The organism is Micromonospora sediminicola (assembly GCF_900089585.1).
Lineage (GTDB): Bacteria > Actinomycetota > Actinomycetes > Mycobacteriales > Micromonosporaceae > Micromonospora > Micromonospora sediminicola.
Genome location: NZ_FLRH01000003.1, coordinates 1,988,616 through 2,014,974 on the forward strand (window position 1 = coordinate 1,988,616; position 26,359 = coordinate 2,014,974).

The following is a 26,359-nucleotide window of genomic DNA, read 5'->3' on the forward strand; positions in this document are numbered from 1 at the left end:
TCGGCCTCGAGCTTCCTCAGCCGGCCCAGCACGGTCGGGAGGAGACTCGCGCCAAGCGCGATATGACTCAGAGTCATAATTATGACTCTGAGTCATAAAGGGTTCGAGGCGACACTGCTTCTGACGGAGCGTTGCGGAGGGTGACCGTGCGCTCGGAACAGCGGCTTGTGTCGGGCGAACGATTCGCCGAGCCGCCGTGGCCAGGTGAGAGTCGAGCTGGCTGACAGCCGGCGTTGAAACCGGGGCGGCGCGGGACGGCCCTGCGACCGGGGCGGGGTGCCTAATGGGACCGACGGACGCCGGCCCGCCGGACGCGCCTGAGGGCGGGGCGGAACCGGGATGCCGGACGACCCGCGCCGGAACCGATGGCCGGGACCGGGCCCGGGCCGGAACCGAGGGCCGGGACCGAGGGCGGACCGGACCAGACCGGGCAGGGCAGGACCGGGCCGAGGCAGGACCGGGCCGAGGCAGGACCGGGCCGAGGCAGGACCGGGCCGAGGCAGGGCCGGGGCAGGGACCGGGCAGGGCCGGAGCAGGGACCGGGCAGGGCCGGGGCACGCCGGGACGGCCCGGCGTCGCATCTTGGGCGGGCCGGGGTTGGGCGGGCCGGGTCAGCCGGCCGTCGCCCGCCGCACCGTGTCGAGCCGGCCGTCCCGGTCGCTGTCCAGGTACGTGACGTCCGGGACGCCGTCGCCGTCCAGGTCGACCTGCACCACGTCGGCCACGCCGTCGCCGTCGAGGTCGGTCACCACCTCGACGGATCCGTCCAGGTGCCGGGTCACGATCGACCGGCCCTGCCCGGAGCGCGGCGGCGGGCCCGGCCGGGGCACCGGGTCCGGCTCGGGCTCCGGCGTCGGCGCCGGGACCGGCGCGGTCGCGTCGGGCGCCGCGCCGGTGAGGTCGGGGTCCACCCCGGTCGGATCGATCTCCTCCTCCGACGGGTACACGTCGCCGCGGAGGCTCGGGTCGCGGTAGCTGCTCATCCGCCCAGGATTCCCGCTCGGCCCCCGGAGCAACCCTGTCCGCGCCGGATGGCGCATGATGCAGCCCATGACCGACACCAACTGGGCCGGGAACGTCCGCTGGTCGGCGCGGGACCGGCACCGGCCGACCTCGGTGGACGAGGTGCGCCGGCTGGTCGCCGGGGCGGACCGGGCCCGGGCCGTCGGCACCGGCCACTCGTTCAACCGGCTCGGCGACACCGCCGGCACGCAGATCACGCTCGCCGGCCTGCCGCCGAGCGTCGCGCTCGACCCCGACCGGCGCACCGTCACGGTCGCCGCCGGCGTGCGCTACGGCGACCTGGCCACCGCGCTCCACAACCAGGGGTACGCGCTGCGCAACCTCGCCTCGCTCCCGCACATCTCGGTGGCCGGCTCGGTCGCCACCGCCACCCACGGATCCGGCCCGGCGAACGGCAACCTGGCCACCGCCGTGGCGGCGCTGGAGCTGGTCACCGCCGACGGTGACCTGCTCACCGTCGACCGTACCGAACCGAGGTTCGCCGGGCTGGTGGTCAACCTCGGTGCGCTGGGCGTGGTCACCCGGCTCACCCTCGACGTGGTGCCGACGTTCGCGGTGCGGCAGTTCGTGCGGCTCGGCCTGCCCCGCGCGGCGCTGGACGAGGCGCTCGACGCCGCGTACAGCGTCAGTGTCTTCACCGGGTGGCGGTCGGACCGCTTCGACCAGGTGTGGATCAAGCAGGACGCCGATCAGGCGCCGCCGCCGGCCGACTGGCTGGACACGGTGGCCGCGGACACGCCCCGGCACCCGGTGCCCGGCATGTCGCCGGAGCACTGCACCGCCCAGCTCGGCGAGGCCGGGCCGTGGCACGAGCGCCTGCCGCACTTCCGGCTCGGCTTCACCCCGAGCAGCGGCGACGAGTTGCAGTCCGAGTGGCACGTGGCCCGCGCCGACGCGGCGGCGGCGCTCGCCGCGCTCGATCCGGTCGCCGAGCGGATCGCCGCGGTGCTCCAGGTCTGCGAGCTGCGGACGGTGGCCGCCGACGAGCTGTGGCTGAGCCCGAACTTCCGGCGGGACACGCTGGCGGTGCACTTCACCTGGGTCGGTGACCCGGTGGCGGTGGCGCTGGTGCTGGCCGAGGTGGAGCAGCGGCTCGCCCCGTTCGCGCCGCGCCCGCACTGGGGCAAGCTCTTCGAGCGCGATCCGGCGGCCGCGTACCCCCGGCACGGCGACTTCCGGGCCCTGCTGCGCGAGTTCGACCCGGACGGGAAGTTCCGCACCCCGGAGATGGACGTCTACTTCCCCCGCGACTGAGTCTCAGCGCCCGGCGGGCATCTGCTGGCGCAGGCTGCCGCGCTGCACGGCGCGGCTGATGTCGCTGGGCGAGACGATCCCGACCAGCCGGTCGTCGACCACCACCAGCGCCCGGCCGTCGGTGCACTCGTTGAGCCGGGGGAGCAGGTCGTTGAGCTGCTCGTCGGGGCGGGCGAGCACCAGCTCGTCGGCCCGGCAGGACACCTCGGCCAGCGTGGTGGAGGCGCGGCGGTCCGCCGCGATGCCGCGTACCCGGTCGAGCGTGACCAGGCCGACGGGCCGGCCGTCGGCGGCCAGTGGCAACGTCGAGTGCCGGTACGCGAAGAGGTAGTGGTCGACGAAGTCGGCCACGGTCAGGTCGCCGGACGCGGTCTGCGGCTGCGGCGTCATCACGTCGCCGACCCGGATGCCGCGCAGCGCGTCGCCCATCCGGGCGGCGCGCTCCTCCTGGCCGGCGGCGCCGATCAGGAACCAACCGATCAGCGCCAGCCAGAGCCCGCCGAATCCGGCGCCCACCAGGAACCGCCAGAGCCCGAGGCCGATCAGCAGGATGCCCAGCACCCAGCCGGCGCGCGCGGCCACCACCGACGCCCGGGTCCGGTCGCCGGTGGCCTTCCACACCGCCGCGCGCAGCAGCCGCCCGCCGTCGAGCGGCGCGGCCGGCAGCACGTTGAAGACCGCCAGCAGCACGTTGATGCCGGCCAGCCAGGACAGCGCACCGAGCAGCAGCCCGCCCCCGCCGGCCGCCGCGACCGCCACCGCGATCGTGCCGAACACCACGCCGATGATCAGGCTGACCAGGGGTCCGACGCCGGCGATCCGCAGCTCGGCGCCCGGGTCCTTCGCCTCGCCCTTCAACTCGGCGACGCCGCCGAAGAGCCAGAGCGTGATCCCCTCGACCTCGATGCCGTTGCGCTTGGCCACCACCGCGTGCGACACCTCGTGGGCGAGCAGGCCGACGAAGAAGACCACCGCGGCGGCCAGGCCGGCGGCGACGTAGGCGAGCGTCGAATTTCCCGGGTACGAGCGCGGGAACAGACTCGCCGACAGCGACCAGGCGATCAGCACGAAGATGACCAGGACGCTCCAGTTGACGCCGACGGGTACGCCCGCGATCCGGCCGAGCCGGAAACTCGCCCTCATGTCCCTGTCATACCCGGCGCGGGCACCCCCACACCAGGGCCGAACGCCACCGCGCGCCGTGGCCCACCGATCAGTCGGCGGTTCCGGCCGGCGCCACCCAGGTCGTCGGCTGACCGGTGATCGCCGTGATCAGGTCGAAGTCGCCGTCGTAGTGCAGCACCGTCGCACCATGTCGTTCGGCGGTGGCAGCGATCAGCAGATCGGCCATCGAGAGCGCCCGGTGGCTGCCCTTGTGCAGCGCCTTCACCTGCACGTCGATCGCTCGATCCCAGATGTCGTCAGGCATCGGAAGCCAGTCGAATCCGCGCAGCAACCATCGGATCCGTTGCGCCTCCTTGGCCGAGCGGGCACTGTGCAAGACCTCGATCTCGATCGCGCCGCGGACAGCCAGCAGACCCCGATCGGACAACTCGTCGAGCTCGTCGCGGGTCAGCGTCGGGGCGCCTCACTGACCACGGTCGGGGAGAACTCGTTCGCCGCCTCCACCGCCCACTCCAGCGCGAAGTCTGCCTCCTCCTCCCAGCCCGGTTCGCCGCCGACGAAGTGTGACCGGCCGGGGAACTCCCGGTAGCTGGTGATCCCGGTGGAGCTGCGGTAGAGGTTGGCCAGGCTGACGGCCAGCGACGCCGGGATGACGTGGTCCTCGCCGCCGGCGGTGATCAGCAGCGGGGCGCGGTCGGCGCGCGTGCGGTCGATCTCGGTGGCCGAGTGCGGGTCCAGGTTGGCGAACGAGCCCTCGAACAGCACGTGCCCGGCGCCGGGGACGGCGTACCGCTCCCAGGCGGCGTCGGACTGGTCCTGGCTGATCGTGTTGCCGAAGGCGTACCGGAAGTCCTCGGCGGTGAAGGGCACCGCGCGGTGCCGGTTGGCCGGGTTGCGCAGGATGGAGAAGCCGGAGCGCAGCGTGCTCGGCGGGAGCTTGAGCACGCCCTTGACCGGCGCGGGGTGCACGCCGACGACGGCCGCGCCGAGGCGGCGGTCGAGCAGCAGCTGGGCGATCAGGCCGCCGAACGAGTGCCCCATCACGATCGGCGGGCGGGGCAGCTCGCGGATGATCGCCGCGTAGTGCTCGACGATCGTGGCGATGCGCTGCCCGGCGATCGGGGTGGGGTCGGCGCGCAGCTCGGCCGGCTCCCCGTCCATGCCGGGCCAGGCCGGGGTGAGCACCCGAAAGCCGCGCGCCGCGTAGCGCGCGGCCCAGTGCTCCCAGCTGCGTGAGGTCATCCAGAGCCCGTGGATGAGCACGATCGTGTCGACCCGTCCCGTCGGTACACCCATACCGCGGGTTACCCGGCCCGGTGGCCCTCACTCCCGGCCGGCGCCGTCGCGGCCAGCCCGTCGATCAGCAGGTCCAGGCCGAAGCCGAAGCGCTCGTCCCCACCGCCGGCCATCAGCTCGTCCAGGTGGCCCAGGATGCGCGGGTACGTCGGCGCGGGCAGGCCCTGGTAGTACGCCCGGAGCTGTCGGTGCATGTTCGCCCACCACGTGGGCGGGTCCTGCCCGGCGGCGCGGGCCTTCTCCGCGTACAGCGCGCCCTCGTAGGCGTCGCCGGCGATGTAGAGGAAGAGCCGGTCCAGGAACCAGGCCGCCCGCTGGGGCGGCACGCCGCCGGCCAGCAGGATCTCCAGCATCCCCTCGGTGACGCGCAGTGCGTTCGGGCCGGTGGGGATGGTGGCGAGCGAGGCCAGGGCCAGGTTGGTGTGGGTGGCGTACACCCGGTACGCCTGCCACGCGACCTCGCGGATCTGCTCGGCCCACCGCGCCGGGTCCGGCGCCGGGACCACGATGTCGGCGCTGGCCCGGTCGACCAGCAGTTCGAGCAGCTCCTCCTTGCCGGAGACGTGGGCGTAGAGCGACGCCGGCCCGGTGCCCAGCTCCTGGGCGACCCGCCGCATGCTCAGCGCGCCCAGCCCCTCGCGGTTGATCAGGGCGAGCGCGGTGTCCACCACCGCCTGCTGGCTGAGCGGCCGGCGGGGAGCCGGGCGGGTGCGGGCGCGGGTACGCCACGGCGGGGCGGGCTGGTCGCTCACGGACACCTCCGGCGGTCGGGACTCGAACATCGTACTTGCCCCGAACGCCGTTCGTTGCTAGAACGGTGTTCGACAACGAACACCGTTCGACCGATCGGGGGAGCCATGACCACCGAAACCGCGACGCCGGAGCGGGCGGGCGCGCCCGCCACCGGCCACCGCTGGCGCTGGATCGCGCTCGCGGTGATCCTCAGCGCCGAGGTGATGGACCTGCTCGACGTGCTGGTCACCAACCTCGCCGGCCCGGCGATCCGGGCCGACCTCGGCGGCTCGCCCGCCGTCATCCAGTGGCTCGGCGCCGGCTACACCCTGGCCATGGCCGTCGGCCTGGTCACCGGCGGCCGGCTCGGCGACCTCTACGGCCGGCGCCGGATGTTCCTGGTCGGGGTGCTCGGCTTCACCGCCGCCTCGGCCCTGTGCGCGCTGGCCGCCGGCCCCGGCACGCTGATCACCGCCCGAGTGGTGCAGGGCCTCTTCGGCGCCCTGCTCCTCCCGCAGGGGCTCGGCCTGATCAAGGAGATGTTCTCGGCGGACGAGCTGGCCGCCGCCTTCGGCGCCTTCGGCCCGGTGATGGGGCTCTCCGCGGTCGGCGGTCCGATCCTGGCCGGGTGGTTGGTCGACGCCGACCTGGCCGGCACCGGCTGGCGGGCCATCTTCCTGATCAACGTGCCGCTCGGCCTGCTCGCCGCGCTCGGCGCGCTCTGTTTCCTGCCCGAGTCCCGGGCCACCCGGGCCACCCGCCTCGACCTGCCCGGCGTCCTGCTCGTCTCGCTCGGCGCGGTGCTGCTGGTCCATCCACTGGTGCAGGGACGGGAGCTGGGCTGGCCCTGGTGGACGCTGGCCATGCCGGTCGGCGCGGTCCTGGTCCTCGCGCTCTTCGCCCGCTACGAGCTGGCCCGACAGCGCGCCGGCCGCGACCCGCTGGTCGTGCCGACGCTGTTCCGCCGCCGCGCGTTCACCGGTGGGCTGGTCGCGGGCCTGGCGTTCTTCACCGCGCTGACCGGCTTCTCGCTGGTGTTCAGCCTCTATCTCCAGCTCGGCCTGGGCTGGTCACCGCTGCGCACCGGCCTGGCCTCGGTCCCGCAGGCGCTCGGCATGGTGCTCGCGTTCGTGCTGGCCGGCGCCGGCCTGGCGAGGCGGCTCGGCCGGCGACTGATCCACCTCGGCCTGGGGGTGGTGGTGGCCGGCGTCGCCGGGATGCTGCTCACCCTGCGTCTGGTCGGCGACGACGTCACCCCGTGGCGGCTGACGCCCGCGCTGCTCGCGGTCGGCTTCGGGATGGGGCTGGTGATGGCGCCCTTCTTCGACATCGTGCTCTCCGGGGTGGGCGAGGAGGAAACCGGTTCGGCCTCCGGCACGCTCACCGCCGTCCAGCAGCTCGGCGGCGCACTCGGTGTGGCCCTGCTCGGCACCGTCTTCTTCGACGCCGCGACGGCGGGGGTCGGCCACGCCGTGCGGGTCACCCTCGTCGCGGAGCTGGGCCTGCTGCTGGTCACGATCGCCGGCGCGTTCCTGCTGCCCCGCCGCGCCCGCGAGGGCGTCGCCCACTGACCCGGCGCGCCCGGGTGGCGGCCCCGCCGCCCGGGCCGCCCTGACAAATGTCACGGGCGGAAGGTGACGGCTGCTCCCGGGTCCGGTGCGTCGCGGGCCGGAGCATCGTGGACATGACCGACACCGCACCGGCCGTCGACCTGGCCGGACTCACCAAGACCTTCGGCCCGGTGACCGCCGTCGACGGGCTCAGCCTGCGGATCACCCCCGGTGAGGTGGTGGCCTTCCTCGGCCCCAACGGCGCCGGCAAGACCACCACTGTCGACATGCTGCTCGGGCTGGCCCGCCCGGACGCGGGCACCGTCCGGCTCTTCGGCGGCACCCCGGCCGACGCCGTCCGGCTCGGCCGGGTCGCCGCCGTGATGCAGACCGGCGGCCTGCTCAAGGACCTCACCGTCGCCGAGACGGTACGCATGACCGCGCACTTCTACGGCCACACCCGGCCGGTCACCGAGGTGCTGGAGCGGGCCGGCATCGCCGAGATCGCCGACCGGCCGGTGGGCAGGTGCTCGGGCGGCCAGCAGCAGCGGCTGCGGTTCGCGCTGGCGCTGCTGCCGGACCCGGACCTGATGGTGCTGGACGAGCCGACCACCGGAATGGACGTCGAGGGGCGGCGCGACTTCTGGCAGGCGATCCGGGCCGACGCCCGCTCCGGCCGTACCGTGCTGTTCGCCACCCACTACCTGGACGAGGCGGACGCGTACGCGGACCGGATCGTGCTGGTCCGCCAGGGGCGGGTGGTGGCCGACGGCACCACCGCGGAGATCAAGAACCTGGCCGCCGGCCGGGTGGTGCGGGCCACCCTGCCCGGCGCCGACCAGGCCGCGCTCGCCGCGCTGCCCGGCGTGCGCTCGGTCGAGGTACGCGGCGACGCGATCCTGGTGCACAGCGAGGACTCCGACGTGGTCGCCCGGCACCTGCTGACCCGGACCGACGCCCGGGACCTGGAGATCACCTCCCGCAACCTCGAGGACGCGTTCCTCGCCCTCACCGCCGCCGCCTGACACCGACCCTCCCGGGAGCATCGCCATGACCGCCACCTCCTCGCCCACCACCACCACCCAGCCCCGCCGGGCCGACCGCCGGCCCCCCGCGCTCGGCGGCTTCTGCGCCCCGGTGCTCGCCATCGAGATCCGCCGGGTGCTGCGCAACCGCCGCACGCTGATGTTCATCCTGGTCATGCCGGCGGTCTTCTTCCTCCTGTTCGGACTGCCCTCGCGCGGCGAGAAGCTGGACAACGGCCTGCCGGTCACCGGCTGGATCATGATCAGCCTGGCCGTGTACGCGGCCATGGTCGCCACCACCAGCGCCGGCGCCGCCGTGGCCACCGAGCGCGCGCTGGGCTGGAGCCGGCAGCTGCGGTTGACCCCGTTGCGTCCCGCCGCGTACGTGGCGACCAAGGTGGCCACCGCGATGGTGCTCGGGCTGCTCGGCGTGCTGGTGGAGTTCGCCGTCGGTGCCGCCTCCGGGGTCCGGCTGCCGGCGCACGTCTGGCTGGAGTCCGGCGTGACCGCCTGGATCGGCTCGCTGGTCTTCGCCGCGTTCGGACTCTTCGTCGGCTACCTCGCCCCGGCCGAGAACGTCATGCAGTTCATGGGCCCGGCCCTGGCCATCCTGGCCATGCTGGGCGGCCTGTTCGTTCCCCTCGATCTGCTGCCCGACGTGATGCGGCAGATCGCCACGTTCACCCCGGTGTACGGGGTCGGTCAGCTCGCCCGCGCGCCGCTGACCGGCACCGGGGTGGACTGGGCGACGGTCGCCAACGTGGCCGCCTGGACCGCGTTCTTCGGCCTCGGCGCGGCACGGCTGTTCCGCCGGGACACCACCCGGGTCTGAGCGGGGTCTAGCGTGGTCGGCGTGACGTCGCCGCCCGACCGGGTCCGGCCGGTGAACCGCCACTGGCGGTTCACCGGCTGGCTGCTCGCGGCGGTCTGGCTCTTCTTCCTCAACATCCCGTTCGTCACCGCCCTGCACCAGCCGGAGCTGTGGCGGCGGGTGCTCGGGCTCGCCTCGGTCATCGCCTTCGGCGTCGCGTACGTGCTGATCTTCGAGTGGGCTCGGGCCCGCCGGCAACGGCACCTCCCGATCCCGGTCGGTCGGGCCCGGGCGCTGCTCGCGTTGCTGCTCGCGATCGGCCTGGTCGGCATTCCGGGCACCGGCGGCGACTGGCTGACCACGCTGGTCTTCGTGGCCGCCGCCGCGGTGTTCCTGCTGCCGCCGGTGGAGTCGCTGGTCGTGGTGGCGCTGGCCGCCGCGACCCCGCCGGTGACCTCGCGCCTCGTGCCCGGCTGGGAGGCGGAGAGCACCGTCGTCTTCGCGGTGCTGCTCGCCTCGTTCGCCATGTTCGGGGTGAGTCGGCTGGCCCAGCGCAACGCCGAACTCCAGGCCGCGCAGCAGGAGATCCGCCGGCTCGCGGTGGCCGAGGAACGCGCGCGGACGGCCCGCGACCTGCACGACATCCTCGGGCACTCGCTGACCGTGGTGGCGGTCAAGGCCGAACTGGCCGGCCGGCTGCTGGAGCTGGACCCGGCCCGGGCGGCGACCGAGATCGCCGACGTGGAACGGCTGGCCCGGGAGGCGCTGGCCGACGTGCGGGGCACCGTCGGGGCGTACCGCGGGGTGGACCTGGCGTCCGAACTGGCCGGAGCCCGGTCGGCGCTGGCCGCCGCGGGCATCGTCGCGGAGCTGCCGGAGACGGTGCCGGAGCTGCCGACGGACCGGGACGAGCTGTTCGGCTGGACGGTCCGCGAGGGGGTGACGAACGCGGTGCGGCACAGCGGCGCGCGGCGCTGTGTGATCCGGGTGGACCCGGCGGCGGTGGAGGTCCGCGACGACGGTCGGGGACCGGCCGGCGAGTCGGCGGGCGCCGGGCACGGGCTGGTCGGGCTGCGGGAGCGGGCGGCCCGGTTGGACGCGACCGTGACGGTGGCCCGAGCGCCCGGCGGGCGCGGTTTCCTGCTCCGGGTCACGGTGCCGGACACGAACGGGAGGGACCGCGGGTGACCGAGCCGATCCGACTGCTGCTCGCCGACGACCAGGCGCTGGTGCGCGGCGCGCTGGCCGCGCTGCTGTCGCTGGAACCGGACCTGACCGTGGTGGCCGAGGTGAGCCGGGGCGACGAGGTGGTGCCGGAGGCGCTGCGTACCCGCCCCGACGTGGCGTTGCTCGACGTGGAGATGCCCGGCCTGGACGGGGTGGCCGCCGCGGCCGCGCTGCGCGGCGCGCTGCCCGCCTGCCGGGTGCTGGTGGTGACCACGTTCGGTCGGCCCGGCTACCTGCGCCGGGCGATGGAGGCGGGCGCGAACGGCTTCGTGGTCAAGGACACCCCGGCCCGGCAGCTCGCCGACGCGGTGCGCCGGGTGCACGCCGGCCTGCGGGTGGTCGACCCGACGCTGGCCGCCGAGACACTGGCCACCGGGTCGAGTCCGCTCACCGAGCGGGAGACCGAGGTGCTGCGCACGGCCCGGGGCGGTGGCACGGTGGCCGAGCTGGCCGCGACGCTGCACCTGTCCGAGGGGACGGTCCGCAACCACCTCTCGTCCGCCATCGGCAAGACCGGCGCCCGCAACCGCGCCGACGCCGTCCGGGTCGCCGAGGCCAACGGCTGGCTGCTCGGGTAGAAGGAAGGGCCCCCTCTTAACGCCTCCGGTAGAGCAAGGGCCCCTTCTTAACAGGGAGTGTTAAGAAGGGGCCCTTCCTTGCAGGGCCGGGCGGTCAGGGGAGGCGGTCGACGACCACGAGGCCGGTGCCGGGTTCCAGTTCGGCGAGGAGCTGGCGCTGGGCGCTGCGGGTGAGCCGGATGCAGCCGTTGGTGACGTTCTCGCCGAGCGTGTCGTCGTTGTACCAGCTGTGCAGTCCGATGTGGGCGCCGCGCAGTCCGGTCGGCACCGCGTCCGGGTCGTCGGGGATCGCGCCGAGGGCGAAGATGTCGACGCCGCCGTAGACGTCCTGCGGGGGTGGGGTGCGACCCAGCACGAACGTGCGACCGAGCGGGGTGAGCTGGCCGGACATGCCGAGACTGACCGGCCAGGAGCGCACCGCGCGCCCGTCCCGGTTCCAGGTGAGCCGGTGCGTGCGGCGCTCCACCACGATCTGGTCACGTAGCGCCACGGTGGTCCAGCCGCCGGACGGCAGCCAGCCGACGGTGCGGTTGGCCGAGGGGAGCAGCACCGCGGTCCAGCCGGCCCGGCGTTCGACGATCGGCACGGTCAGCCGGACCCCGCTGATGGTCGGGGCGAGGAAGGCCAGCGGTCGTCCGCCGGGCGCGTCGTAGGCGGCCACGTTCCGGTCCGGGCGCAGCCCTTCGCCCAGCGGGGTGGTGTCGGCCGGAGCCGGATCGGCCGGGAAGCCGCGGGGCGCCGGGTCGTAGGTGACCACCGGGAGGTCGGCCGGTGCGGGCGCGGCGGGCGGGACGGACTCCATCGGCGACGGGCGCGGCGAGGCCGTCGGGGACGTCGGGGGCGCGGCGACGGTCGGCGCGGGCGGCGGAGCGGTGGCGGTGAGCGCGCGGCCCACCAGCAGCGCGACGACCAGCAGCAGCGGTACGCCGAGCGCGGCGAGCAGCCAGCCGGGAGGCCGGCGTGCGGTAAACCGGTCGAACAGCACGAAACTGACTGTAACCGAACGGAAGCCCCCGTACCGCGAAGTGCGGCACGGGGGCTTCCGGGTGAGGTCAGCTCAGTTTCGCGCCGACGTGGATGGCGATCGCGTCGTGCGCGTTGACGGTGGCCGCGAACCAGCCCGCCGAGTCCACGGTGATCACCGGTCCGCTGCACGAGCCGTTGCTGAACGTGCCGTGGATGACGTCGCAGTAGCGCCCGGCCGGCAGGCCGGTGTAGTACGACCGGCCGCTGATCGCGGAGTCCTCGTCGTTGACGGTCAGGTAGCCCTTGCCGGCCCGGCTGAACGCGATGTGCTGGTAGCCGTTGTCGTACCAGTTGGTGACTCCGGCACCCTCGGTGGCGTTGCGGAAGCCGACCATGTTGGCGATGACCGGCCAGCGGTGCTCACACTCCCAGCCCGAGTAGCAGGTGGTGTTGGTGACCTTGTTGCTGCCGTCCGACGGGGGACCCTGGTCCCGACCGGAGTACGTGAAGCTCGACATCACCGCCGGGGTGCCGTACGGCCAGGCCAGCATGAACGCGTTGGCCAGGGCGTACTCGCCACGGTCGCGGTAGGTGAGCACGCCGCCCTCGCGCTGGGTGTCGTGGTTGTCGGTGAAGACCACCGCCTTCGCGCTCGACAGGTAGCCCCAGGACTCGCCGAAGTTGCGCAGGTACGCCAGCCGCTCGTTGTTGAACATCCGGGCCAGGTCCTTGCCGTACCGGAACTCGTGCACGTCGCCGTTGCCGGTGTACTCGGTCGGCTGGACCGGCTCACCCGCGCCGTAGATGACCTCCTGCACCAGGTACGCCGACCGGGACAGCTTGGCCTTGATCGCCGCGATGTCGGCGGCCGGCATGTGCTTGCTGCCGTCCAGCCGGAACCCGTCGACGCCGAGCGAGAGCAGGTCGTTGAGGTACGTGGCCAGCCGGGTGCGGACGTAGTCCGACTCGGTCTTGAGGTCGGCGAGGTTGACCAGTTCGCAGTTCTGCACCTCGTACCGGTCGTTGTAGTTGGCGATGTCGTTGTTGCCGTTGCGGCCGCAGTAGTGGAAGTCCTGCGACGAGTAGACGCCCGGGTAGTTGTAGTGGCCGTACGACGTGCCGGCCCAGCCGGTGCCGCCGTTCTCCTGCCCGGACATGTGGTTGACCACGGCGTCGACGATCACCTTGACGCCGGCGTTGTGGCAGGTGTTCACCATGGACTGGAACTGGGCCCGGGTGCCCTTGCGGGACTCGATCCGGTAGCTGACCGGCTGGTAGGACACCCACCACGGGCTGCTGTTGACGTGTTCCTGCGGCGGGGACACCTGGACGTAGCCGTAGCCCTTGGGGCCGAGCGTGCTGGTGCACTCGTTGGCCACCGAGGTCCAGTTCCACTCGAAGAGCTGGACGATGACCTTCTTGCTTCCGGGGGTTGCGGCGGCGGCCGGGGGAGCCGCCACTGTGGTCGGGACGAGCAGGCTCGCGGCCAGGCCCAGGACGAGGGCCGCGGCGCGGCATCGGCGTCGATGCATCAGGACTCCTGCGGGGTGCGGGGGTGCGGGGGAGTGGAGCCTGGGGAGGGCGTCAGTGCCGGCTTCTTGCAACCGGCGCTGAAATTTTCCGCAAGGTTACGAGTGTGTTGCAAGGACTGTCAATGCATGGGCATCCGTCGTTGCGTTGGGTGCTACACGCGCGCCCGGTCGGGACGGTTCGAGGAATCGGCCGAGAAATTCCCCACCGGAGGTGATCCGTCCGGGGCGTCGCTCCGTACCTGAGGTGGGAGCAGGGTCGGCCGGTGGGGGCGCCGCCGCGAGACGATCGAGGAGCAGATGGCCCGGGCACAGCAGAACGAGAAGGCGACGACCGTCCGGACCACCACCACCAGCCGTGGTGTCCGGACCATGTCGAAGTCCGCGATGGTGGCGCTGACCGCCTCCGCGCTCGGCCTCGCGTGGGCGGGTGTCGAGCTCGCCGGCGCCGGCGGCCTCATGTACTCGTACGGATTCTTCTTCACCGAGTTCTTCGCCGGGGTGGTCGCCCTGGTCTCACTGAGCCTCACCGTGATGCTGGGGCTGCTCGCCACCGACCGGCTGGTGCTGCTCATCCGGCACCGGGTGCTGCTCCAGTCGGCGCACCGCGCCACCGGCGTGCTCGGCGTGGCCGGGCTGCTCTTCCACGTCATCACCAAGATCGCGATCGGGCGGGCCGGGCCCACCGACGCGGTGGTGCCGTTCGTCGGCGGCAGCGGCCTCTACGTCGGGCTCGGCACCGTCGCCGCGCTGCTGATGGTCAGCGTGCTCTGGACCGGCCTGATCCGGGTCCGGTTCGCCGGCGTCGGTCCGAAGTGGCTCTGGCGGGCGCTGCACTCGACGGCCTACGTGTCCTGGCCGTTCGCGCTGCTGCACGGGCTCAACGCGGGCCGGACGGCGGCCGGTTGGGTGGTGCTCAGCTACCTCGCCTGCGTGCTGCTCGTGGTGATGGCGCTGCTGGTGCGCGTCTCCGTCCACCTCGGCAAGCGCAGCCGCGAGCAGCACCAGGCCGCCGCGCTGAACAAGGCGATGGCGGGCAAGGGCGAGGACCGCACCGGCGTGTTCGCCGCGCTCGGCCGCAAGAAGGCCGCCGACAAGGAGGAGAGCGGCGCCGGCCGGGGCCGCTGGGCCGAGGCGACCGCCACCTGGACCGCGCCGGCCGGCACCGCCCGCCGGCGGGACCCCGAGCGGTTCGCCGTACCGGTGGTGCCGGAACCTGGATCGCTGCGCGAGCCGGTCCGCGCGGCCGCCGCCCGGCGGCGCGGCGGGGAGACGGACGCGCCGGAACGCCGGACCCGGACGCAGGAGGTCCCGGCCGCGCGGCGCACCTCCCGGCGCGGGGACGACGAGCGCGAGCCGGTACGCCGGAGCCGGGACGCCGAGCGGGTGCCCGCCGTCCGGCGGAACACCGAGGAGTTGGAGCCGGTCGGCCGGCGGGACGGGGAGCGGTCCCGTCGCCGCCGCCGGGACGACGAGGAGCGGGTGAGCCGCCGGTCCCGGGCCGACGAGGACATGGTCGCGCAGTACTCGGCCCCGCCGGAGAGCGGCGGCCGGCACTCCGCCCCGCCGGACACCGGCGGCCGCCACTCGGCCCCGCCGGACAGCGGCCGGTACGCCACCCCCGCCGAGGTGGCCCGCTACTCGGCCCCGCCGCGTCCGACGGACGAGGCGGAGGAGCCGTGGGACAGCCCGCGCCGCTGGGAGAGCCGCCCGGTCTCCGGCGAGCCGATCTCGGCCGGACCGATCTCCGGCACCCCGGTCACCGCGGAGCCGCGCAGCGGTTCCGGCCGGCGCTACCGGGACGAGGAGGACGTGCCGGAGGAGCCGGACTACTGGCGTCCGCCGGCCCGCTACGCCGCCGACGACGAGTTCGTCGACGACACCCCCACGCTCGTCGACCTGGCCTCCCGCCGGGCCCTGCGGGCCACCAAGGAGAGCCGTTCCGGCCGGCGCAAGCGGGCCGACGCGGACGCGGTCGACGGCGCGTACTGGGCCGGGCTGCGGGGTGAGGCCCGATGATGCGGACGACCGTGCCCCCGGTCGCCTGCGTCGGTGAACCCCGCCTGACCGCCGGCTTCGCCGAGTTCGGCCGGCTCGACCTGCTCGCCCACGAGGAGGTGCACGGCCCGATCGGTCCGATGGAGCCGGCGGCGCTGCTGCGGCTCGCCGAGGCGATCGACCTCAAGGGCAAGGGCGGTGCGGGCTTCCCGTTCGCCCGCAAGCTGCGCGCGGTGCTGGAGTCCTGCGAGCGGCAGGACCTGGCCGCCGTGGTGGTGGTCAACGCCAGCGAGGGCGAGCCGGCCAGTTGGAAGGACAAGGTGCTGCTCACCCGGGCGCCGCACCTCGTCCTGGACGGCGCCGCGCTGGCCGCGTTCGCGCTGGACGCCGACGAGATCGTGATCGGGGTGGCCGACGACGACGTGGGCCGGCCCTCACTGACCGAGGCGTTGCAGGAACGGCGGATGCCGGTGCCGACCACCATCGTCACCGTGCCGCACCGGTTCATCTCCGGTGAGGGCGGCGCGCTGGTCAACGGCATCAACGGCCTGCCGCACATCCCGCCCGGCACCAAGAAGCGCTCCAGCGACTCCGGCGTCGGCGGGCTGCCCACCCTGCTCTCCAACGCCGAGACGTACGCCCAACTCGCGGTCGCCGCCCGGATCGGCCCGTACGAGTACGCCGCGCTCGGCACCGACGACGAGCCGGGCACCGTGCTGCTCACCGTCACCGGGTCGGCGAAGCGGCCGGCCGTGGTGGAGTGCGCCGCCGGCACCCCGCTGCGCGAGATCCTCGACCTGTGCGAGGTGCCGCCCGGGCCGGGCATCCTGATGGGCGGCTACCACGGCAAGTGGATCACCGCCGAGGCGGCGGAGCGGGCCGAGGTCTCCCGCAAGGGACTGGCCGCGGTCGGCGGCACGCTCGGCGCCGGCATCATCGTGCCGCTCGGCACCGACACCTGCCCGCTCGGCGAGGCCGCCCAGGTGGTCCGCTACCTGGCCGGTGAGTCCGCCGGGCAGTGCGGCCCGTGCAAGATGGGACTGCCCGACCTGGCCCGCTCCGTCGACCTCGCCGTCTCCGGCAGCGCCCCGATCGAGCTGGTCCGGGCCGCCGCCGGCGACGTGAAGGGGCGCGGCGCGTGCAGCCACCCGGACGGCACCGCCCGGTTCGCGCTGTCCGCCATGGAGGTGTTCGCCGACGACCTGCGGCTGCACGCCACCGGGGAGGGCTGCGGCAAACGGGTCAAGGGCACGATGGGCCTGCCCGGCGCGCCCGACGGCAACCCGCAGAAGCTCACCCTGGACTGGTCCCGCTGCGACGGGCACGGACTCTGCGCGCACGTCGTGCCGGACTTCATCCGGCTCGACGGCAACGGCTTCCCCGCCTTCCCCGCCACCCCGGTGCCGACCTGGCTGCGCGAGGGCGCGCTCAAGGCGGTCAAGGTCTGTCCCGAACTCGCGCTCCGGCTGGTCAAGGCGGAGTGACGACCACGTCAGGAGCGTCGATGGCATCACCCACCGTTCGTCGTCTCGGGGCCGCCGCCGTGCTGGCCGCCACGCTCACCGCCACGGCGGCCTGCGCGGTCGGTCCCGAGCGGACCACGTCGGTCGGTACGGTGGCCGCCCCGTCCGCCGCCGCGCCGACCACCGCCGCGAGCGCGTCGGCCGGCCCGTCGTCGCCCGCCCCGTCGCCGACCGCGCCGGCCCGGGTGCCGAAGACACTGGCGTTCGACGCGAAGACCCTCGACGGTACGGCGTTCTCCGCCGCCGCCCTGGCCGGGCGGCCGGTGGTGCTCTGGTTCTGGGCCCCCTGGTGCGCCACCTGCGCCAGCCAGGCGTGGACCGTCGCCGAGATCGCCCCGACCTACCGGGACACGGTGCCGATCGTCGGCGTCGCCGGGCTCGGCCAGCAGAAGGCGATGAAGGAGTTCGTCACCGAGTTCGACCTGGCCGGCACCCCGCAGCTCGACGACCGCGCCGGCGCGGTGTGGCGCCGCTTCAAGGTGGTCGAGCAGAGCACGTTCGTCATCCTCGACCGGGACGGCAAGGTGGTCCACCAGGGCTTCCTCGACGGCGAGTCGCTCACCCGGCAGGTCGAGACGCTGGCCCGGGGATGACCGGCGCGCTGCTGCTCGCGCTGACCGCCGGCATGCTCGGCGCGGTCAACCCGTGCGGCTTCGCGATGCTGCCCGCGTACCTGTCGTTGCTGGTGGCCGGCCCCGGCGACGGCCGCGGCGCGGTCGGCCGCGCGCTCACCGCGACGGCCGGGCTGACCCTCGGGTACGTGCTGGTCTTCGGCGCGTTCGGGCTGGCCGTGGCGCCGGCGGCGGACTGGCTGCGGCCCCGGTTGCCCTGGCTGACCGTGACCCTCGGCGTGCTCCTGGCGCTGGCCGGCTGCTGGCTGCTCGCCGGCCGGCGGTTGCCCGCGCCCCGCCCGTTCACCACCGCGCCCCGGCTCACCCGCACCTGGCCGTCCATGGCGCTGTTCGGCGCGGCGTACGCGCTCACGTCGCTGACCTGCGCGATCGCGCCGTTCCTGGCGATCGTGGTGACCAGCCTGCGGGCCGGGTCGCCGCTGCGCGGGCTGGCGCTGTTCGGCGCGTACGCCCTCGGGATGGCCCTGGTGGTCGGTGTGGCCGCGCTGGCCGTGGCGTTGCTGCGCGGGCGGGTGGTGGCCGGACTGCGCGGCGCCGGCGCGTGGGTGCCGCGCCTGAGCGGCCTGGTGCTGCTGGTCGCCGGCGGCTACGTCGCCTGGTACGGCTGGTACGAGGTGCGCTTCGCCCTGGGCCGCCGCGACGCCTTCACCGACCCGGTGATCCGCACCGCCGCCCGGGCGCAGCAGGCACTGGTGGGCGCCGTCGACACTCTGGGCCCCGCCGTCCTCACGGCCCTCCTGACCCTGCTGCTCCTCCTCACCACCCTCACCCCCCGCCCCCGCGATCTTGCAGTTGGTGCCCGGGCGGAAGGGGTGAAGCGGACTTCTCACGGGCCGGAAGTGCAAGATCGCGGGGGAGAGGTGGGGGCGGGGGAGCGGGGGCGGGTCAGCGCGGGGTGAGGCGGTCGGTGCCGAGCTTGTCGCGCAGCACCTCGGGGACCACGACCGAGCCGTCGGGCTGCTGGCACTGCTCCAGGATGGCCGGGAACAGCCGGCTGGTGGCCAGCGCCGAGCCGTTGAGCGTGTGCACGAACCGGGTCTGCTTCGCGCCCGGCTCGCGGTAGCGGATGGCCGCCCGGCGGGCCTGGTAGTCGCCGGCCCAGGAGACCGACGACACCTCCTTGTACTTGCCGGTGCTCGGCATCCACACCTCGACGTCGAGCGTCTTCTTCATCGAGGCGCTCGCGTCACCGGCGGCGAGCAGGCTGGTCTGGAAGTGCAGACCGAGCCTGTCGACCAGGCCCTCGACGTGCCCGACCATCGCCTCCAGCGCCTCGCCCGCCTGCTCCGGCAGCGTGAACTGGAAGATCTCCACCTTGTTGAACTGGTGGCCGCGCACCGTGCCGCGCTCGTCCGAGTGCGAGCCGGCCGCCTCGCGGCGGTAGCACGGGGTGTAGGCGAACGCCTTGACCGGCAGCCGGCCCGTCTCCAGGATCTCGTCCTGGTAGGCGCCGAGGATCGCCGTCTCCGACGTGGGCAGCAGGAACTGCCCGCGCGGGGCGGACTGCCGGTCCAGGTGGTAGACGTCGTCGTAGAACTTCGGGAACTGCCCGGCGGCGAAGCCGGCGGTGTCCAGCAGCAGGTGCGGCGGGAGCAGGAACTCGTAGCCGGCCTGGATGTTCTGCTCGATCAGCCAGTTGACCAGCGCCCACTCCAGCCGGGCGCCCATGCCGGTGTACATCCAGAAGCCCGAGCCGCCGAGCTTCACGCCCCGCTCGTGGTCGACCAGGCCGAGCGCGCGGCTCAGCTCCACGTGGTCGCGCACCTTCTCGACGGCCGGCGGCTCACCGAACGTCCGCACCACCCGGTTGGCCTCCTTGCCCCCGGCGACCACGTCGTCGGCGGGCAGGTTGGGCAGCTCGCTCATCGCCGAGCGGAGCCGGGACTGCACCTCGTCGAGCTGGGACTCCAGCTCCGCGAGCTGCTTGCGCTCGGCCTCCGGGGCGCCCGGCTGCGGCGTGGCGCCGGACCGCTTCGCCTCCGCGTACGCGCGCGCCTCGGCCTTGCGGCGCTGCCGCTCGGCGTCGATCTCCGTGATCAGCGCGCGTCGTTCCTGGTCGAGCCGCTGGATGTCGTCCAGCGCCCGGGTGACCTCGGCGGGATCCAGACGCTTCGCCAGCGCGGTCGCCACCGCCTCGCGATCCTTCCGGATCAACTCCATGTCGAGCATGCTGCTCGTACGCCTCCGTCCAGGCAGTCAGGTGGGACCCCCAGATGCTACCGTCGCGGCCCTGCCGGCCCGGGCCCGCCCGGTCTACAGGCGCACGGGCATGAGGACGGAGAACGCGTGCGCGTCGTCGGCCCGGCGCACCGCCAGCGGGGTGATCGGCCCGTCCAGCTCCAGCACGAGCTGCCCGCCGCCGGCGTCCAGCGCGTCGAGCAGGTACTCCCGGTTCACCCCGACCCGCAACCCGTCCGCGGCCGGCGCGGCCTCCGGGTCGACCAGGCGCAGCTCGCCCCGGCCGTCCAGGCCCAGGGCCACCACCTCGTGCGCGACCCCGTCGTGCGCCCGGTGACAGACCGGGACGTCGGCCGCGGTGAGCGCCGCGCGCAGCGCCGCGCCGTCCACCCGGATCCGGTACGCGGGCGCGTCGCCGACCCGCGCGCGCAGCAGCCGGCGGACGTCCGGGAAGTCGTACGGCAGCGGGACGGCGGTCACCGGCCGGTCCCCGACCGAGACGGTCACCCGGTCCGCGGCGACCTCGGCCGCCACGGTCGGCCCGGCGTCGGTGTCCAGCGCGGCGCGCAGCTCGTCGACGGCGGCCACCGGCAGCAGCGCGGTCACCGGCGGGCCGTCGACCGTGGCGTCGACCCGGGCCACGGCCATCCGGAAACGGTCGGTGGCGGACAGGTGCACGCCGTCCGGCTCGACCGCCAGCAGCACGCCGGACAGGGCCGGCAGCTCCGGGTCGGCGCCGACGGCGAAGCGTACGGCGTCCACCGCCTCGGACAGGGCGGCGCGGGACAGCACGAGTCGGGTGGTCACGGTGGTCTCCTCCGGGTCGATCAGTCGACGGATCCGGGAGAGTTCGCGTCGCGCGTCGGTGAGGCCGTCCTCCAGCCGCCGCAGGTGCGCGTCGAGCAGGCGGTGCACCTCGGCCGGCCGGTGCCGGTGCCGCAGCGCCTCGGCGATCCCGGCCAGCGGCATGCCGACCCGCCGCAGCCCGGCCACCAGGCGCGCCGGCGCCACCTGGTCGCCGGTGTACCAGCGGTAGCCGGTCACCGGGTCCACCAGGGCCGGCGTCAGCACCCCGGAACGGTCGTAGAACCGCAGGGCGCTGATCGTCAACCCGCTGGCCCGGGCCAGCTCACCGATGCTGCGAAGCTCGCTCTCCACGGCCGTCATCCTGTGACCTCGACCAGGTCGAGGGTCAACGTCCCTCGGGCAGGGTGCGGAACGTGATCCCGGCCCGGACCAGCCGGTCCAGCAACGCGTCACCCATCGCGGCCACCGGGGTGACCTGGCCGGCGGTCTCCGGCAGGTCGTCGAACGCCAGGCAGAGCGCCGACTCGGCGAGCATCTTGGCCGTCTCGTCGTAGCCGGGGTCGCCGCCGGACACCTCGGTCACCACCCGCCGGCCGCCGCCGGCGCCCACGAACCGCACCCGGAACCAGGACTTCGCCCGCTGCTCGGCGCTCGGCCCCTGGCCGGAGGCGAGCCGACCGAGCAGCCAGCGCCGGGTCGGCGGCACCTTGACCAGCCCGAGCACACCGGCCAGGCCGGCGCCGGCCACCAGCACGGTGGGCAGCCGTTTCACCGCCGCGAAGTGCCGGTAGCGGAAGTCCGGGCCGTACTCCGGGCGGGCCGCCGCGGACCGGCGGACGACCTGCGGGTCGATCGTGGGCAGCGGGACCGCCCACTGGTCGAACTCCCGGACCCGGCCCACCCTGCCGGGCACCGCCCGCACCCGCCGCCCCTCCGGTCGCGGCTCCACCGCGCGGCGGGCCCGGGCCGCCCGGCTCGCCTCGCCGGTGCGGGCGAACGCGGTCAGCGCCGAGTGGTACGTGCCGGCGGAGAAGCGGCCACCGGCCCGCACGTAGCCGTCGACCGTGACCGGGCCGTCGGTGGGAAGCTGCTTGACCGTGTACCAGACGCCCAGGTCGTGCGGGATCGAGTCGAAGCCGCAGGCGTGCACCAGGCGCGCGCCGGTGCGCACCGCCTCGGCGTGGTGCCGCACGTACATGAGGTCGACGAACTCCGGCTCGCCGGTGATGTCGAGGTAGTCGGTGCCGGCGCCGGCGCAGGCGGCCACCAGCGGGGCTCCGTGGTGCACGTACGGGCCGACGGTGCTGGCGACCACCCGGGCGCTCTCCGCCACCGCCCGCAGCGACGCCGGGTCGGTCACGTCCGCGGTGAGCAGGGGCAGGTCGGCCAGGCCGGGGTCGATCGCGGCCAGCCGGTCGCGGACGGCGGCGAGCTTGGCCGGGTTGCGCCCGGCGAGCGCCCAGCGCAGCCGGTCCGGCGCGTGCCGGGCCAGGTACTCCGCGGTCAGGCCGCCGGTGAAGCCGGTGGCACCGAACAGGACGAGGTCGTACGGACGGTCTGCGCGCATCCGCCGAGTGTGCCATCCGCGCCCGCCCGGATCACGGGGTGAAGACCACCCGGACGCAGCCGTCGGCCCGGTCCCGGAACAACGCGTACCCGTCGGCGCCCCGCTCCAGCGGCAGCCGGTGGGTGGCCAGGTGCTCGGTCACCAGCTCGTCCCGGGCCATCCGGTTCAGCAGCTCCGGGATGGCCCCCGGCCCGGCGCGCCGGCCGCCGCGCACCACCAGACCCTTCTCCGCCACCGCGCCGACCGGGAACCGGTCGACGAACCCGGCCCCGCCGTCGAGCACCACCACCGTGCCGCCCTTGCGGCAGGCGTGCACCGCCTCACGCAGCGCCACCCCGCCGTCCGGCTCGCCGGTCGGCCACCGCGTCGGCCCGGCCGGCGGACCCGCCGCGTCCACGCACACGTCCGGTCCCCGGCCGCCGCTGCGTTCCCGCAGCTCGGCGAGGACGTCCACGTACCGGTGGTTGAGCGCCTCGACGCCCGGATTCCGGGTCACCATCCGCAGCCGGTCGTCGTGCTCGTCGACCACGACCACCCGGGCCGCGCCGCGCGCCACGGCCGCCCCGGCGGTGAGCTGGCCCACCGCGCCCGCGCCCCAGACGGCGACCACGTCGCCGGGGCCGATGCCGCCCAGCTCCGCCCCGTGCCAGGCGGCCGGGGCGGCGTCCGCGGCGAACACCGCCCGGTCGTCGTCCACGCCCGCGGGTACGGCGAACGCGCCCACGTCGGCGTACGGCACGCGGACGAACTCGGCGTGACCACCGGCGAAACCGCCGAGCCGGGCCGGCCGGCCGTAGCAGCCGGCGGTGGGCGGACCCCACTCCGGCTCGGCCGCCCCGCCGGACGTCCCGTTGTCGCAGCAGGCCAGCAGACCCTGCCGACAGAACCAGCACGCCCCGCAGGCCACCGACGCGCCGACCACCACCCGGTCCGCGACCCGGTGCCGCCGCACGTCCGGCCCGACCTCGACCACGTCGCCGACGAACTCGTGGCCGAGCACCTCGCCGGCGGCCGCCTCCGGTATCCGCCCGGCCAGCAGCGGCAGGTCGCCGCCGCAGGTCACGCTGCGACGTACCCGGACGATCATGTCGTGGGCGTTGCGCAGCTCGGGGTCGGGGACCCGGCGCACCGAGAGCGCGTCCGCGCCCTCCCAGCAGAGCGCCCTCACCCGGCGGCCCCGGGCCGGTCCAGCGGCGAGCGGTCCGCCCGCAGCACCTCCCCGGTCTCCAGGAGCTGCTTGGTCTCCCGCAGCACCTGGCGCAGGAACCGGCCCGGGTCGTCGCCGACCAGGTGCGCGGCGAACCCGGGCAGCGTCGGCTCCCCGCCCAGCGGGCGTACCGCCAGTTCGGTGCCGCGTCCACCCGGGGCCGGACGCGCGTGGACCTCCACCGCGCCGTCGAGCCGACGCAACGGCTCGGGCCACCGCCCGGGTGGCAGCACCTGGTCGGGCCGGCCGGTCACGGTCACCACCTGCCAGCGCCCGGGCCGAGGGTCCGTGCCGGGGCGGCGGGCGCGTCGACGTGCCAGGACGTTCGCGCCGCCGGCCGCCAGCGCGAGCGCGCCGCCGGCCCACCGTCCGGTCCGCGCCACCTGCCCTCCCGAGGTCGTGGGTCGCCGGGCGGCCGGAGCTGGATGGCCGGCCGCCCGCGTACCCCTAGGGTGGGGGTGGTCCGGGTGAGGCGGGTTCGCCCCGAAGGGGTGAACCGGTCCGGTCCGGGTAACCGCCCACCGCGCCGACGGGGGAGGGGGACGCATGCCGGAGGAGGCCGACCAGGTCCGGTTCGCCACCGCGCCGACCGACGCCACGACGGAGGTCTTCGGTACGCCGGAACCGCTCACCACCGGCGCCGCCGCGCCGCTGCTGGCGTCCCGGCTGACCCCACCGGTGCCGCCCGAGCCGGTGGTGCTCCGCCCACGCCTGCTGGACCGGCTGGAGCGGGGCGCGGGCGGGCCGGTCACGCTGGTCCTGGCCCCGGCCGGCTGGGGCAAGACGACAGTGCTGTCCGGTTGGGCGCGCGGGGAGCGGGACGGCCCGGCGCCGGTCTGGGTGACCGTGGCCGAGGGCGACACCACCGGGCGGCTCTGGGCGTACCTGGCCGCCGCGCTGCGCGCGGCCGTCGCCGAGGAGCCGGACGAGGGGCCGCCGCCGGTGCCGGACGGTCCGCCCCGGCCGGAGCAGCTCGAAGCGCTCGCCGCCGCGCTCGCCACGCGGGAGCGGCCGGTGCTGCTGGTCCTGGACGACCTGCACCGGGTGACCGACCCGGCGGCGCTGGCCGGGCTGGAGTTCCTGCTCCGCCACGGCGACGGGCGGCTGCGGCTGGTGGCCGGCGCCCGGCACGAGCCGCCGCTGACCCTGCACCGCTGGCGGCTGGCCGGTGACCTCACCACGATCGGTCCGGACGAGCTGGCGTTCCGCACCGACGAGGTCGCCGATCTGCTGGTCGCGCACGGGGTGCCGGTGCCGGCCGAGGCGGTGCCCCGGCTCACCGAGCGGACCGCCGGCTGGCCGGCGGGGCTGCGTTTCGCCGCGCTGTCGCTGGGCGCCGGGGCCGACCCCGCCCGCGCGGTGGAGCGCTTCGGCGGCGACCAGCCGGACGTCGCCGCCTACCTGCGCGACGAGGTGCTCACGCCGCTGGACCCGGCCGCCCGCGACGTTCTGCTCCGCTGCGCGGTGACGGTCGCGGTCCGCGCCGACCTCGCCGCCGCGCTGACCGGCCGGGCCGACGCCGGGCACCTGCTCGCCGAGGCGGCCCGGGAGGGCGGTTTCGTCCAGCGCGACGGCGGCGAGCCGCCCTGGTACCGGCCGCACCCGCTGCTGGCCGACCTGCTCCGCGCCGAACTGGACCGGCTCCCCGCCGAGGAGGTGCGTGAGCTGCACCGGCGGGCGGCCGGCTGGTGCGCGGCCCACGGCCGACCGGCCGAGGCGCTGCGCCACGCGCTGGCCGCCGCCGAGTGGGACGACGCCACCACGCTGCTGCTGACGCGCTGGCCCGAGCTGGCCCCGGACGAGCCGGCCCCGGCCCCCGTCCCGGCCCCGCCCGAGCCGCCGGCCGAGGCGGTGCGGCGGGATCCCGAGCTGGCGCTGGCCGCGGCGGCCGAGCGGGCGTACGCCGGGGACCCGGCCGCCGCGGACGGGCAGCTGCGGCGGGCGGTCGCGCACGCGGTCGACCTGCCGGAACCACGTCGGGACCGGTTCCGGCGGCTGGCCGCCGCGGTGGAGCTGGGCCTGGCCCGGCTCGCCGGCGACCACGAGGAGGTACGCCGGGCCGCCGACCGCCTGCTCACCACCGTCGGAACCCCGGTCGGCGGGCCCGGGGCCGGCGCGCCCGGGGTCGGGGTGCCCGCCGCCGACCCGCGCGCCGGGAACGGCGAGGAGGACGACGTACGGGCGGTCGCCGATGCCGCGCTGGGGCTGGTGGCGCTGGCCGAGGGGGCGTTGACGACGGCGGGCGCGCGGCTCGGGACGGCGCTCGCGGCGGCGCGGCGGGCCGGCCGGCCCCGGATCGAGCTGCTCTGCGCCAGCCGCTCGGCGCTGCTGGAGGCGGCCCGGGGCGCGCTGCGGGCCGCCGAGGAGCACGCCCGGGAGGCGCTGGCGATGCCGCCCTGCCAGGGCTGGTCGTCCCGGCGGGACTGCGGCCACGCGTACCTGGCGTTGGCGCTGGTCTGGTGGCAGCGGGACCGGCCGGCGGAGGCCGCCGCGCACCTGGCGCTGGCCGGGCCGGCGGGCGCGGAGCCCGGCGCGGCGGCGCTGGCCGCGCTCTGCCGGGCCGGGTTGCTGGCCGACGGCGGGGAGCCGGCGGCGGCGCTGCGTACCCTCGCCGCCGCCCGGGCCGGTGCGCCCGGGCCGGAGCTGGGCGCGTGGCTCACCGCCGCCGAGGCCCAGCTCCGCGCGGCGGTCGGTGACCCGGAGGGCGCCCGCGCGCTGCTGGACGTGGTCGGCGACGGCGGATCACCCGATCCCGCGCTGGCGCTGGCGTCCGCCCGGCTGCGGCTGCGGGCCGGCGACGCCCGCGGGGCCGAGCGGGCGTTGCCCGACTGGACCGCGCCCGAGGCGGCGGACTGGCCGCTGCCGGTGCGGCTGGGCGCCGGGCTGCTGGAGGCGGCGTCGGCCGGCTCGGCCGGCGACGGGCGGCGGGCCGGACGGCTGCTGGAGGAGGTGCTGGCGCTGGCCGAGCCGGAGGGCTGCCGGCGCGTGTTCACCCGCGCCGAACCGGACGTCCGCGACCTGCTCGCCACGCACCTGGACTCCGGGACGGCCTACTGGGGGACGGTGAGCGACCTGGTCCGCGACGTGGACGCGCACCGGCCCGAGGCGACCCCGGACGCCCCGGCGCGGGCCCTGGACGAGCCGCTCACCGAGCGGGAGCTGACCATCCTGCGCTACCTGCAGAGCATCCTGTCCAACGTGGAGATCGCCGCCGAGCTGTCGCTGTCGGTCAACACGGTCAAGACGCACGTCCGCAACATCTACCGCAAGCTCGACGCGACCCGCCGGCGGGAGGCCGTCCGACGGGCGCGCGAGCTGCGGTTGATCTGAC

Annotated in this window: 23 protein-coding genes; 11 read left to right on the forward strand and 12 right to left on the reverse strand. The window is 75.3% G+C overall.

The window, feature by feature from the left end:
• Window positions 1-611: 611 nt before the first annotated feature.
• Window positions 612-983 (reverse strand): hypothetical protein, encoded by a 372-nt coding sequence (locus GA0070622_RS10010; protein WP_091572419.1) that lies wholly within the window; start codon window positions 981-983, stop codon window positions 612-614.
• A gap of 67 nt (window positions 984-1,050) precedes the next feature.
• Here GA0070622_RS10010 and GA0070622_RS10015 point away from each other — a divergent pair, with 67 nt between their 5' ends.
• Complete coding sequence (locus tag GA0070622_RS10015; protein ID WP_091572423.1) at window positions 1,051-2,277, forward strand: FAD-binding protein; 1,227 nt, start codon at window positions 1,051-1,053, stop codon at window positions 2,275-2,277.
• A gap of 3 nt (window positions 2,278-2,280) precedes the next feature.
• On the opposite strand, the gene GA0070622_RS10020 is transcribed toward GA0070622_RS10015, so the two are convergent.
• From GA0070622_RS10020 to GA0070622_RS10035, 4 genes are all read right to left on the reverse strand, one after another.
• A complete protein-coding gene (locus GA0070622_RS10020) occupies window positions 2,281-3,420 on the reverse strand; it encodes a site-2 protease family protein (RefSeq protein ID WP_091572428.1) in 1,140 nt (379 codons plus the stop codon).
• 70 nt (window positions 3,421-3,490) lie between these two features.
• Window positions 3,491-3,829 carry a PIN domain nuclease gene (locus GA0070622_RS10025; RefSeq protein ID WP_245666165.1) on the reverse strand — a complete coding sequence of 113 codons (339 nt, stop codon included), beginning with the start codon at window positions 3,827-3,829 and terminating at the stop codon, window positions 3,491-3,493.
• Between the two features lie 20 nt (window positions 3,830-3,849).
• Window positions 3,850-4,698, reverse strand: a complete 849-nt coding sequence (locus GA0070622_RS10030) for an alpha/beta hydrolase (protein WP_091572437.1) — start codon at window positions 4,696-4,698, stop codon at window positions 3,850-3,852.
• A gap of 8 nt (window positions 4,699-4,706) precedes the next feature.
• A complete protein-coding gene (locus GA0070622_RS10035; RefSeq protein ID WP_091577105.1) occupies window positions 4,707-5,450 on the reverse strand; it encodes a TetR/AcrR family transcriptional regulator in 744 nt (247 codons plus the stop codon).
• Between the two features lie 105 nt (window positions 5,451-5,555).
• On the opposite strand from GA0070622_RS10035, the gene GA0070622_RS10040 reads away from it, so the two are divergent.
• The 5 genes from GA0070622_RS10040 to GA0070622_RS10060 all read left to right on the forward strand — a co-directional run bounded on the left by GA0070622_RS10040 (window position 5,556) and on the right by GA0070622_RS10060 (window position 10,621).
• Window positions 5,556-7,001: a DHA2 family efflux MFS transporter permease subunit gene (locus GA0070622_RS10040; RefSeq protein WP_091572441.1), complete on the forward strand. Its 1,446-nt coding sequence runs from the start codon at window positions 5,556-5,558 to the stop codon at window positions 6,999-7,001.
• 113 nt (window positions 7,002-7,114) lie between these two features.
• Window positions 7,115-8,005 carry an ABC transporter ATP-binding protein gene (locus tag GA0070622_RS10045; RefSeq protein WP_091572443.1) on the forward strand — a complete coding sequence of 297 codons (891 nt, stop codon included), beginning with the start codon at window positions 7,115-7,117 and terminating at the stop codon, window positions 8,003-8,005.
• Between the two features lie 25 nt (window positions 8,006-8,030).
• Window positions 8,031-8,837 carry an ABC transporter permease gene (locus tag GA0070622_RS10050; RefSeq protein ID WP_091572447.1) on the forward strand — a complete coding sequence of 269 codons (807 nt, stop codon included), beginning with the start codon at window positions 8,031-8,033 and terminating at the stop codon, window positions 8,835-8,837.
• Between the two features lie 21 nt (window positions 8,838-8,858).
• Entirely contained in the window at window positions 8,859-10,004 is a 1,146-nt protein-coding gene (locus GA0070622_RS10055) for a sensor histidine kinase (RefSeq protein WP_141684543.1), read from the forward strand.
• A complete protein-coding gene (locus GA0070622_RS10060; protein WP_091572455.1) occupies window positions 10,001-10,621 on the forward strand; it encodes a response regulator transcription factor in 621 nt (206 codons plus the stop codon). The genes GA0070622_RS10055 and GA0070622_RS10060 overlap by 4 nt, the downstream gene beginning before the upstream one ends.
• A 94-nt stretch (window positions 10,622-10,715) precedes the next feature.
• On the opposite strand, the gene GA0070622_RS10065 is transcribed toward GA0070622_RS10060, so the two are convergent.
• Window positions 10,716-11,606 carry a L,D-transpeptidase gene (locus GA0070622_RS10065; RefSeq protein WP_091572459.1) on the reverse strand — a complete coding sequence of 297 codons (891 nt, stop codon included), beginning with the start codon at window positions 11,604-11,606 and terminating at the stop codon, window positions 10,716-10,718.
• Between the two features lie 67 nt (window positions 11,607-11,673).
• Window positions 11,674-13,119, reverse strand: a complete 1,446-nt coding sequence (locus GA0070622_RS10070; protein WP_091572463.1) for an alpha-amylase — start codon at window positions 13,117-13,119, stop codon at window positions 11,674-11,676.
• 297 nt (window positions 13,120-13,416) lie between these two features.
• Between GA0070622_RS10070 and GA0070622_RS10075 the strand changes: the two genes are divergently transcribed.
• The 4 genes from GA0070622_RS10075 to GA0070622_RS10090 are packed head-to-tail and all read left to right on the forward strand — an operon-like array spanning window position 13,417 to window position 18,168.
• Window positions 13,417-15,135 carry a hypothetical protein gene (locus tag GA0070622_RS10075; protein ID WP_091572466.1) on the forward strand — a complete coding sequence of 573 codons (1,719 nt, stop codon included), beginning with the start codon at window positions 13,417-13,419 and terminating at the stop codon, window positions 15,133-15,135.
• A complete protein-coding gene (locus GA0070622_RS10080; RefSeq protein ID WP_091572470.1) occupies window positions 15,132-16,598 on the forward strand; it encodes an NADH-quinone oxidoreductase subunit NuoF family protein in 1,467 nt (488 codons plus the stop codon). Before GA0070622_RS10075 ends, GA0070622_RS10080 begins: the two co-directional genes overlap by 4 nt.
• Before the next feature lie 20 nt (window positions 16,599-16,618).
• Window positions 16,619-17,230, forward strand: coding sequence for a TlpA family protein disulfide reductase (locus tag GA0070622_RS10085; protein ID WP_091572474.1), 612 nt, complete (start codon window positions 16,619-16,621; stop codon window positions 17,228-17,230).
• On the forward strand, window positions 17,227-18,168 hold the full coding sequence (locus GA0070622_RS10090; RefSeq protein WP_091572478.1) for a cytochrome c biogenesis CcdA family protein: 942 nt from the start codon (window positions 17,227-17,229) through the stop codon (window positions 18,166-18,168). Before GA0070622_RS10085 ends, GA0070622_RS10090 begins: the two co-directional genes overlap by 4 nt.
• Here the strand turns inward: GA0070622_RS10090 and serS are convergent.
• From serS to GA0070622_RS10115, 5 genes are all read right to left on the reverse strand, one after another.
• Window positions 18,155-19,438, reverse strand: a complete 1,284-nt coding sequence (gene serS, locus GA0070622_RS10095; RefSeq protein WP_091572482.1) for a serine--tRNA ligase — start codon at window positions 19,436-19,438, stop codon at window positions 18,155-18,157. The two genes, GA0070622_RS10090 and serS, sit on opposite strands and share 14 nt — an antisense overlap.
• An 84-nt stretch (window positions 19,439-19,522) precedes the next feature.
• Entirely contained in the window at window positions 19,523-20,614 is a 1,092-nt protein-coding gene (locus GA0070622_RS10100) for a DNA polymerase III subunit beta family protein (protein ID WP_091572486.1), read from the reverse strand.
• 25 nt (window positions 20,615-20,639) lie between these two features.
• Window positions 20,640-21,821, reverse strand: coding sequence for a saccharopine dehydrogenase family protein (locus GA0070622_RS10105; RefSeq protein WP_091572489.1), 1,182 nt, complete (start codon window positions 21,819-21,821; stop codon window positions 20,640-20,642).
• A gap of 31 nt (window positions 21,822-21,852) precedes the next feature.
• Entirely contained in the window at window positions 21,853-22,989 is a 1,137-nt protein-coding gene (locus GA0070622_RS10110) for an alcohol dehydrogenase catalytic domain-containing protein (RefSeq protein WP_091572494.1), read from the reverse strand.
• Window positions 22,986-23,411: a hypothetical protein gene (locus GA0070622_RS10115; RefSeq protein WP_091572498.1), complete on the reverse strand. Its 426-nt coding sequence runs from the start codon at window positions 23,409-23,411 to the stop codon at window positions 22,986-22,988. Before GA0070622_RS10115 ends, GA0070622_RS10110 begins: the two co-directional genes overlap by 4 nt.
• Before the next feature lie 163 nt (window positions 23,412-23,574).
• On the opposite strand from GA0070622_RS10115, the gene GA0070622_RS10120 reads away from it, so the two are divergent.
• Complete coding sequence (locus tag GA0070622_RS10120; protein ID WP_091572502.1) at window positions 23,575-26,358, forward strand: winged helix-turn-helix domain-containing protein; 2,784 nt, start codon at window positions 23,575-23,577, stop codon at window positions 26,356-26,358.
• The last annotated feature ends 1 nt before the right edge of the window (window position 26,359 follow it).